Source organism: Skermanella stibiiresistens SB22, assembly GCF_000576635.1.
Taxonomy (GTDB): domain Bacteria; phylum Pseudomonadota; class Alphaproteobacteria; order Azospirillales; family Azospirillaceae; genus Skermanella; species Skermanella stibiiresistens.
In genome coordinates, this window is the sequence record NZ_AVFL01000048.1 from 26,422 (window position 1) to 36,121 (window position 9,700).

Sequence of the window (9,700 nt, forward strand, 5' to 3'; positions counted from 1 at the left end):
GCCAGCGACGCCCAGAAAGGTTCCAACGGCAATGCTTTCGCTTCGCATCGCCGGTTGCATCCCATCCCGCATGGTCGTGGTTTCAGGGCTGGATGAACCGGCCGTCGAGATAGATCATCGGCGACCGTTTTTCCGACATTCCCTCCGTCACGTGGCGCACCCTAGAAAGGACGACGCTATGCGTACCGTATTCATGCACCTGATCGACAGCGCAGAAGATGTTGGCCACCGCGAGCGGATGATAGGGAAGGTGCGAAGGACCCACCTTCCAGAGGCCATCCGCGAAACGCTCTCCACGGCGCGACTTGCTCGAGAAGACGGTGCACACCTCCTCCTGCGTTCCGCTCAGGAAATTGATGCAGAACGCCCCCGCCTCCATCAGCGGACCATGGATCGTCGCGGTCCTGTTGATGCAGACGAGCACCGAGGGCGGATCCATGCTGAGGCTGATGACGGAGGTCGCCGTCATGCCGTGCCAAGCGCCGCCCTGATCGGTCGATATCACGGCCACGCCGCTTGCCAGTTGCCGCATCGCCGTCTTCAGGGCATCGGCGACCTGCCGTTCATCAAACGTCGACACCGTATCGTGCAGTACGTCATATTCTTGTTTTTGCAGCATTGTTGGATCTCCTTTTCACCCCTTCAAGCTAAGGCGGAGCGGCGTCCTCCCATAGACCTCCCTTTCGGCAAGCTGCTTTCCGCAAAGCGAAAGGATCGCCTGAGGCGACACAGACCGGTGCCCGGTAAAGGTTCGAGGCGTCGGTCGTGAACAGCATCGAGTCCTTGCGGGTCTTCGTTCGTGCGGTGGATCTCGGAAGCCTCTCGGCGGCCGGCCGCGCGCTGGGCCTTTCTCCCCCGTCGGTCTCCCGCATCGTCCGATCACTGGAGGAGGAAGCCGGAACGCGGCTTCTCAATCGCACCAGCCGCAAGCTTGTGCTAACCCATGCTGGCATCGCCTTCTATCGCCAGGCGGGCGACGTTCTGGCGGCCTATGACGGGCTCAAGGATGTGATTTCCGAGGCGACGAAGGAGCCGCGCGGCCTGCTGACCGTCCATTCCCGCATCAGCGTCGGCCGATATTTCCTGTTGGACGCGATCCCGGATTTTCTGAACGCCTATCCAAAAGTCGATCTTCGCCTCTGGCTCTCCGAAGACGTCCGCGATCTCGCGGACAATCGCATCGACATCGCGCTTCGCCTCGGTCGACCGGACGAAACGTCCTTTGCCATGCGACAGCTCTCCCCCGGCGTGAAAACCTTGCTTTTTGCGAGCCCGTCCTACTTGCGAGACCACGCTCCTATCCAAAAGCCCGAGGACCTGCTGGCCCACAGTTGCTTGACGGGACTGCGGGAAGACGGCCCGGACGGGGGCGTCGGCCTCTGGCACGTGCGGGAAAACGGCGCGGTCCGGACGCTCCGTGTACATGGCAGGCTGCAAGCCAACGATGGCTGGATGCTGCGCGACGCGGTTCTCGCCGGGCTCGGGATCGGTCTGCTGCCGGGCTGGATGGTCCATGAGGAGCTACGCCTCGGCAAAGTCGTGCGGGTGCTTCCTCACATCGAGATCACCCCCCTGACCTTCGACCAGGGCCTCTACGCGGTTTTTTCCAAGACCCCGAAGATTGCGGCGAACACCCGGGTGTTCCTTGATTTTCTTGTTCAAACCTTTCGTTCTCACGACACCGGAAGCCTGGAGAGCACGGACACCTGAGCGAAACCCGCGATCAGGAAGCCGCCGAGGCGTTTTTCAGCATCGTCACGTTAACATAATGGGGTAGTGAAAGGTGTTCGCGTAGGGCATGGTGGCGGGATGAAGCGCCTCCCTGATCCGCACTATCGTCACCGCTTTCCGGCCGAAATCGTCAGCCATGCCGTCTGGCTGTACCACGCGTTCTGTCTCAGCTGCCGGGACGTCGAGCTGATGCTGGCGGAGCGCGGTGTGGTGGTCTCCTACGAAACGATCCGGCGCTGGTGTCGAAAGTTTGCCGAGGCCTTCGCCAGCCGACTGAGGCGACGCCGACCAAGGCCGGGCGACCGCTGGCATTTGGATGAGGTGCTCATCCGAATCAGAGGTGTCCAGTACTACCTCTGGCGTGCGGTCGATCGGGACGGCGTGGTGCTGGATGTGCTGGTGCAGAGCCGGCGCATCATCAGGCAGCCAAGCCGACGATCATCCCGCACGTTGAACACCGGCAAAAGTCGTTATCTGACCAATAGCACGGAGAACTCCCACCAACCGACCCGGCAACGGGAACGGCGCATGAAGCGGATCAAGTCACCCCGGCAGGCCCAGCAGTTTCTCTCCGCCCGAGGTCCCATTCACCAGCACAGCCATCCCAGCCGTCATCTCATGAGTGCCGCCGAGTACCGCGTTTGTCGAACCAACGCGTTCGACGTCTGGAAGCAGGAAATGTGTGTCCGGACGGTCTCATAGAGGCTGGCCTATGACTCATCGACGTCTTCGCACACCCAATCCAAGTTGAACTGACAATGCCCGTCAACCTCCCACGCGTCAGCCCGCTTTCATCTCAAAGTAGCATTCCAGTCAACACAGGGCGGCGCGCCCTGTCTACGAACAGATTCTAAGATGGGTAAATCAACGGACTGTTGTACAGACGACATCAGTCTACGACCGGCGCAGCACGTCCTGCCATTCGGGATGACGGTCTATCTGAGCTTTGGCGAACGGACAAAGAGGGACGATGGCGATCCTTTCGCGACGGGCATCCTCAATTGCCTGTCGCACCAGTCGCTCGCCGATCTTGCGGCCGCGCAAGACTGCCGGAACTTCCGTATGATCGATGATGATCAGCCCCTTCCCGGCCCGGCTGTAGGTCATCTCGGCTTCAACCCCGTCGACGAGTAGCCGGTAACGACCCTTCGAGGCACCATCCTCCCGCTCGACCTTTTCTTCCGTCGGGTGAGAAACTGGGCCAGACTGCGCGGCATCCGGCGGCCGCACCTGACGCGGCCGCCCCTGCACACACTCCAGCAGATAGCGGTCCCAGCCGCCCAGATCGGCAGCGGCCTCGTAAGTCGAGACGAGGAACGCGATAAGAGCCTCGTCAGCATCGACCGCGGACTGCACGGCCTCGTAGGGCAGGATGAACTCCGATAGGCCCTCGTGCCAGAACGCGGCCTCGGGCCTGACCGACGCGCCTCGGAAACCATTTGGCGTCGGATAGGCGTAAGCATAGAAGGCGGGGTAATCGATGCCGCCACCGCCGGGCCAGAAACCCGCCGAGGAGACCTCGCGGTCGTAAGCCTCCTGTGCCACATCGTTGGGCAATGAGGGAATGCCACCGGGATGGAGAGGCGCGCGCCGTCCTGAAAAGCGGGTGACAGCCAAGTCAAAACTGCCCCAGAACAAGTGAACGGGACTTGACTTGCCAATAAAAGAGGTTCGGAACCGATTGAATACTCTGTCGACCGCCATCGATACGTGATGGAAGCGCTGAACGGCTTCCCGGTCGTAGGGCCGGTCGCGATGGTCTTCGGTGAACGGTATGGGGTTGGGCACCTCGTTCGGATTGTCGTTGAAGGTCGGCGTGCCTCCAAGGTCGGAAATCAACCGCACGAAATTGGCGTGGAACGCCGCGACGGTGGATGGCCCCAGCGCAAACGATGCCTTGCGACCCTTGCCAGAGGTGCCGACGACCATATGCTCCCGAAGGTCGAAGAGGATCTCAATGCCTGGACCATCGGGGATCGGCGAGGAGGTCAGGCCGAGCGGCGTGATATAGAAGGTCGCATTCCAGGAATGGTTGAGCCACGGGGTATGAGCAAGGCGATATTTCCCCGCGATCTGCAAATAGAGATGCAGGGCCGAACACGTCTCGCGCCAGCCAAGGTAGTCTAGATGGGGCCACTTGTTAGTCATTCTATTTTCTCCATTCGGACCATACCCGGTGCGTGACGTGTCATCTCATCTAGACCGCGCTGGTCCGTGCCTCGACGACTCCTTTCCAGCACCGGTCAATCTGGTATTGGGATGTGCTCATCCCGGTCATCGATCGGGAGATCGAAACGTCCGTTGCCCCAGTCTTGCGCACGCCATTCGGCCTTGGCCTCTTCGATCCGCGCCCTGGAAGAGGCTACGAAGTTCCACCAGATATAGCGCGGTCCGCTGAGCGTTGCGCCGCCGAGGATCATCAGCCGAGCACCTTGGCCGCCAGCCGCGACCGTGATCCTGTCACCAGGCCTGAAGACCATCATCTGAGATGCCTCAAATTCCTGGCCAGCAACCGAGATCGAACCTTCGACGATGTAAATTCCCCTGTCTTCGTGATCGTCCGGCATCGGCAGTCGGCATCCGGTTTCGAGCGTCACGTCAGCGTAGAACGTCTCCGAGAACATCGTCGCGGGTGCTTTCTGGCCATAGGCGTCCCCAAGGATGAGCCGGACCGAAACGCCCCCGTCCTCTATCACCGGCAGCGTCTCTTTGCCGTGGTGCTCGAACATGGGGGCCATGTCCTCATGGCTGTCGGGCAGCGCCAGCCATGTCTGTATTCCGAACAGGCTGTTCGGACCGGTTCGGGCGGCTGCGGAGGTGCGCTCCGAATGGGACACACCGCGTCCGGCAACCATCCAGTTCAGCGCGCCCGGACGGATCATCTGGTCGGCACCGGTGCTATCCCGGTGATGGAAATCGCCGCGATAGAGGTAAGTGACGGTGCCGAGACCGATATGCGGGTGGGGCCGAACGTCGACGCCTTGTCCAATCAACAGCTCGGCCGGCCCCGCCTGGTCGAAGAAGATGAACGGCCCGACCATCTGCCGGTTCGGCGCCGGCAAGGCGCGCCGGACCTCGAAGCCGCCAAGATCTCGGGCACGTGGAACAATAAGGGTTTCGATCGCATCGACGCCCACCGCATCGGGGCACCCCGGTTCGATTGCTGGGTTCCGACTCATGCGCGTCATCCTTACTTGGGTTTCCCAGACAACCTCGCCCTTGCTGATGCGAATGTCCGATTTCGATCAATCCGGCCCATGCGAGCGGTGAGCGCTTTCTGCTGGACCGAAACCCAATCTGGCGGGCGAGCGTCTGTCCAACTAGTCCTGCGACAGGGTAAGCTGTGTCGCAGTGAGTGGAACGCACTGGCGATGTCGCCGCGTTCAGCGACTGAGTGGAGCGATCTTCGAACTTCTGCCGTCGGATTGGGCCTCGCACTGATCTTGTTCAGCGACGATCCCCCCACGGTGTGGATTCAGTTCGAAGTTTTTGATCAGCATCTCCGTGCGGCGTGTTGCGCGGAGAGGGAAGAGGTGAAGGCACCCCCATCCCCCTGTATATCAGGCAACGCGGACGGAGTTCGGGCGTCCCGGGTCGAGCATTCGGTTGAGGACTTGAGCTTCGACAGCGACTTCAGCAGCGCGGGTCTAGTCGGTGTGGAAACGCAGCCTGTCACCGGTGACCTGCTTCCAGCGTGCGAAATGGCCTACGACGCGGGCTCTTTCGTTATAGCCGCTGTCGCGTTGCCAAGCCATTCGCCCTTTCCCTCCGATCGCCTGGATATGGTGGACGCGTTGGGAAGAATCGGTGTCGGCTATGCCGCTGAGCTCGGTTCTGCCGCAGCTTTTCGCGGGGTAGCGGATTGGATGGAAGGGCGTGCTGTGGGGCGAGAGAGACGGCCGAAGCATGCGAAACCGGAAGAACCCCTTCAAGGGGTGTCAGTTCACGTCGGAGGTAATGCTGTGGGTCGTGTGCTGGTACCCGCAATCCCCGATTTCCTACCGCGACTTGGAACTGATGCTGCGGGACCGGGGCTTGTCGGTCAACCACACCACCGACCACCGCTGGATCCAGGCCTACGCGCCGGAGTTGGAGAAACGGGTTCGGCCGCATTTGCGCCTGACGAACGGCTCGTGGCGGGTTGACGAGACCTATCTAAAGGTCAAGGCCCGTTGGATCTATCTGTACCGGGCGGTCGACAGCCGCGGCCGGACCATCGATTTCCGGCTCAGCGCCCCGCGCGACACCGCAGCCGCCAAACGGTTATTCCGGAAGGCCTTCGCCCAGTCGAACACGGTCAACCCGCGAACCATTACGGTCGACAAGAAGGTCGCCTATCCCAAGGCCGTGGCCGACATGAAACAGGACAAGCGACTTTGGCGCTTCTCCAAGCTGCGTCAGATCAAGTACTTGAATAACATCGTGGAACAAGATCACCGGCGAGTAGAGCGGCTGGTCCGTCCCAGCCTCGGCTTCAAGAGGCTCCGAACCGCGTGGAACATCCTGGTTGGTTACAAAACTCTGGCCATGATGAGAAAAGGACAGGTGAAAGGGATCGGCGGGGACGACATCGTCGCCCAAGCCGCCTTCGTGGATGCGCTGTTCGACCCTGCCGCCTGAGGATGATCCATACCTGCGGCAGTTTTGTCCCCATCAAAACTTCGCAACAGAACCTCTTTCCATTTGATGGGATGTCGGAGTTTGGATCGATACTAACGCACCCGTTCCCAGACAATCGTCACCTTCGCCCCACCGGGGCGCTGAAATTTCTCTATCATCCGGTTGCCATCGACCTCCATCTTCAACTCGTTTGTTGTCCGAACGTCCCCAATCCAGTTGGGAAAGGACGAACCCTCCACAGTGTTTCCGCTAAAATCGCCGCGTGCATCGACCGTGTATCGGCCATACAAGGCAAGAGTGCCTGCCATGACGGCCCTGTTCTCCTCGTCGGTCCCCTTGCCACGCTCGTTTGACTTGAAGCGGGGGATGCGCGGGTCGTGCAGAAACTCGACGAAATGCAAGTCGCTGGTAAACACTAGTTTGCCCTGAGGCTCGGAGCCGTATGGAAGCGACGTCGTCCCATTCACCTCCACCGTCGCGGCGGTCATTTGCCAAGTCCCGACGACTTTGTTCAGGGTTTGCGCCGCCACCGGGCTAGCGATGGAAAGGACGATCGCGGCGGCGGCAAGCATTGCTCTGCGCTTAGTCATGTCAATCTTCCTTGTCATCGGCCGAAAGGGCAATGTCGCGCTGGGCTTCGAGCGCATCGAGCCGCTTCGTCAGGGCGGCGCGGATATTCTCATAGGCCGTGCTGCCGAGAGCGAGCCGCAATGGCGGGTGATCCGAATCGGCCGCCTCGATGATCGCGTCAACGGTGTTGGCGGCGTCGCCGCGGATCACGAACTCACCGCCAGCGATGAGACGGCGAACCTTGCCCGCAGGCGTTTCCTCATAAATCTCGGAAAGCTCCGCATGATCGAGAGCCGCGCCGAAATTAGTTCCGGTAGGCCCCGGCTCGGCAATGATGAAGTCGATCCCGAATGGCGCAACCTCCTGGGCGACGGCCTCGACGAAGCCTTCGATGCCCCACTTGCTGGCATGATAAAGGCTGAAGCCGGGGTACGCGATCTGTCCGCCCTCGGAGGATACCTGGACGATGCGTCCGCCACCCTGGGACCGGAGATGCGGCAGGCTGGCACGGACAAGCTGGATCGAGCCGGTAAGATTCGTCGCGATCTGGCGATCAATCTGCTCGTCGCTGAGTTCTTCGCCGGCGCCGAACAAGCCGTAGCCAGCGTTGCTGACCACCACGTCGATCCGACCGACGCGTTCGAACGCCTGGTCAATGGCTGCGCGGACCGCCGCCGTATCGATCAGGTCCAGCGGGACCACATGGAGCCGATCGGCATGGGCGCTCGCGAGATCTGACAGCGCGTCTGTGCGCCGTGCGGTGCCGATGACGCGGTCGCCGCGGTCCAGTAGCTTCTCCGTCATGATGCGTCCAAGTCCGGAGGACGCCCCCGTGATGAACCAAGTTTTCGTCATGGCATGATCCTAGATTGGATGATGACAACGTACCCACTCCCCTTTGTTGTGATAATACGCTCTAATCTGTATGGGCTGGTGAACACGGATGACCAATGGCGAGACCAACGCTGACGGATCTGACCGCCTTTATGGCGATCACGGAGCACCGGAGCTTTCGAAAGGCGGCCGACGTGCTGGGTGTCTCGCGCTCTTCGCTCAGCCACACGATCGCAGCGCTCGAGCGCAACCTTGGAGCCCGGCTCCTTCACCGGACGACCCGAAGCGTAGCCCCAACCGAAGCGGGAGAGCGTCTTCTTAGAAGGCTGACTCCAGTGCTTCGGGATCTTGACCAAGCCATTGATGCCGTGGCTGACGATGGGGGCCATCCGAGTGGCACGTTGCGCATCAATGGCGGCGAGGAAGCCATGCGCCAACTGCTCAGACTGATCGTGCCCGTCTTTTTGAAGCGCTATCCGCACGTTTCGCTCGACCTGATCACCGATGGCCGCCTGGTCGACATCGTGGAGCAAGGGTTCGATGCCGGCCTCCGGCTCGCCGAAGCGGTACCACAGGACATGATAGCGGTTCCGCTGAACGAGGACTTTCGCTTTCTGGCTGTCGCGGCGCCGGCCTATTTGGTGAAAGCGGGCCAACTGCTCACGCCGGACGATCTTCGACATCACCAGTGTATTCGACAGCGCCTCCCGAGCGGCAAGCTATACCGGTGGGAGTTTGAGCGACACGGGCAGGAGATCGCGATCGACGTCCCTGGTGCAATGACGCTCGATCATACGAGGCTCATGATCGAGGCGGCAGCCGACGGCCTAGGTATTGCCTATGTGCCCGAGACAGCGGCGCGACCATGGCTGGAAGCCGGACGATTGATCGCACAATTGGAAGACTGGTCGCCCGCCGTTGGCGGACTGCGGCTCTACTATTCGAGTCATCGTCATGTTCCCGCCGCTCTCCGAGCGTTCATCGACGTGATGAAAGGTGTCGGCTGATGCGCGGGGCACCGTCAGCTTGAGGGCTGGTGCTTGCGAAGGCGGATGGCTGGCGGGTATGGGACGGGGATGACGACGTCCCCTGCTCCTTCCCACGCCGGCTACCGGTTCCCCGCCGAAGTGATCGGCTATGCGGTCCACCTCCATTTTCGGTTTCCGCCGAGCTCGCGGATGGTCGAGGAGATGCTGGCGGCGCGCGGGATCGAGGTCAGCCAAGAAACCGTGCGCGGATGGGGCCCGAGGTTCGGCCGCGAGATCGCCAACGGGATCCGCCAGCGGCACCGGCAGGGCGGCGACAAATGGCGCCTCGACGAGATGGTCATCACCATCGCGGGCAAGAAGCGCTACTTGCGGCGGGCGGTCGCCCGCGACGGCTTCGTGCTCGAGGCCCTGGTCCAGAGCCGACGCGACGAGACGGCGGCCAAGCGCCTGCCGCGCAAACTGCTGAAGAAGAGCGCCGGGCGCCGCGCGTCCATGGTGACGGACAAGCTGAAATCTCATGCGGCGGCGAGGAAGGAGATCATGCCCGGCGTCGAGCACCGCCAGCACGAGGGGCTCAACAACCGGGCGGAAAACTCCCACCAGCCAACCCGCCGACGGGAACGCAAGATGAAGCGGTTCAAGTCGGCCCGCCACGTTCAGCGCTTCGTCGCGATCCACGATCCCATCGCCAACCTCTTCCACTTTCCCCGCAACCAACTCACCGCCTAATCACGGACCAGATCCGCGCCAACGCCACCATACTGCCCCGCAGTGAGCAAACGCCCACCAAGTTGACGGTGCCGGCGGCATGGGTTTGGGAGTTGGCGAATGAACGCCCTGCTCGATGGGCTGATCGTCGCCCTGCGGGAAGGGAACTCATCAAGCCGCCGCTCGTTCTAGCAGCTTGGTCAGGACTGGCCTGATCGCGGATCCCGTGACCTCGTTCAGGTGGAACT

At 61.5% G+C, this 9,700-nt stretch carries 10 protein-coding genes; 5 read left to right on the forward strand and 5 right to left on the reverse strand.

What is annotated here, in order from left to right:
- Window positions 1-82: 82 nt before the first annotated feature.
- Window positions 83-619, reverse strand: a complete 537-nt coding sequence (locus N825_RS32820) for a flavin reductase family protein (RefSeq protein ID WP_051513901.1) — start codon at window positions 617-619, stop codon at window positions 83-85.
- A 146-nt stretch (window positions 620-765) separates the two neighbouring features.
- Here N825_RS32820 and N825_RS32825 point away from each other — a divergent pair, with 146 nt between their 5' ends.
- Both N825_RS32825 and N825_RS32830 read left to right on the forward strand, forming a co-directional pair.
- Window positions 766-1,710, forward strand: coding sequence for a LysR family transcriptional regulator (locus N825_RS32825; protein ID WP_037461050.1), 945 nt, complete (start codon window positions 766-768; stop codon window positions 1,708-1,710).
- 99 nt (window positions 1,711-1,809) lie between these two features.
- A complete protein-coding gene (locus tag N825_RS32830) occupies window positions 1,810-2,433 on the forward strand; it encodes an IS6 family transposase (RefSeq protein ID WP_037461051.1) in 624 nt (207 codons plus the stop codon).
- 192 nt (window positions 2,434-2,625) lie between these two features.
- On the opposite strand, the gene N825_RS32835 is transcribed toward N825_RS32830, so the two are convergent.
- Window positions 2,626-3,879 carry a DUF5996 family protein gene (locus N825_RS32835; RefSeq protein ID WP_037461053.1) on the reverse strand — a complete coding sequence of 418 codons (1,254 nt, stop codon included), beginning with the start codon at window positions 3,877-3,879 and terminating at the stop codon, window positions 2,626-2,628.
- A 95-nt stretch (window positions 3,880-3,974) separates the two neighbouring features.
- Window positions 3,975-4,910 (reverse strand): pirin family protein, encoded by a 936-nt coding sequence (locus N825_RS32840; RefSeq protein ID WP_037461073.1) that lies wholly within the window; start codon window positions 4,908-4,910, stop codon window positions 3,975-3,977.
- Window positions 4,911-5,637: 727 nt separating this feature from the next.
- Between N825_RS32840 and N825_RS32845 the strand changes: the two genes are divergently transcribed.
- On the forward strand, window positions 5,638-6,351 hold the full coding sequence (locus tag N825_RS32845) for an IS6 family transposase (protein WP_037461075.1): 714 nt from the start codon (window positions 5,638-5,640) through the stop codon (window positions 6,349-6,351).
- A 92-nt stretch (window positions 6,352-6,443) separates the two neighbouring features.
- Here N825_RS32845 and N825_RS32850 read toward each other — a convergent pair whose 3' ends face one another.
- Together N825_RS32850 and N825_RS32855 are read right to left on the reverse strand one after the other, a co-directional pair.
- Complete coding sequence (locus N825_RS32850; protein ID WP_037461055.1) at window positions 6,444-6,941, reverse strand: lipocalin-like domain-containing protein; 498 nt, start codon at window positions 6,939-6,941, stop codon at window positions 6,444-6,446.
- Between the two features lies 1 nt (window position 6,942).
- On the reverse strand, window positions 6,943-7,776 hold the full coding sequence (locus N825_RS32855) for an SDR family oxidoreductase (protein ID WP_037461056.1): 834 nt from the start codon (window positions 7,774-7,776) through the stop codon (window positions 6,943-6,945).
- A 95-nt stretch (window positions 7,777-7,871) separates the two neighbouring features.
- Between N825_RS32855 and N825_RS32860 the strand changes: the two genes are divergently transcribed.
- Window positions 7,872-8,762: a LysR family transcriptional regulator gene (locus N825_RS32860; protein WP_037461057.1), complete on the forward strand. Its 891-nt coding sequence runs from the start codon at window positions 7,872-7,874 to the stop codon at window positions 8,760-8,762.
- Window positions 8,763-8,831: 69 nt separating this feature from the next.
- Window positions 8,832-9,473, forward strand: a complete 642-nt coding sequence (locus tag N825_RS32865) for an IS6 family transposase (RefSeq protein WP_037461059.1) — start codon at window positions 8,832-8,834, stop codon at window positions 9,471-9,473.
- Window positions 9,474-9,700 lie beyond the last annotated feature (227 nt).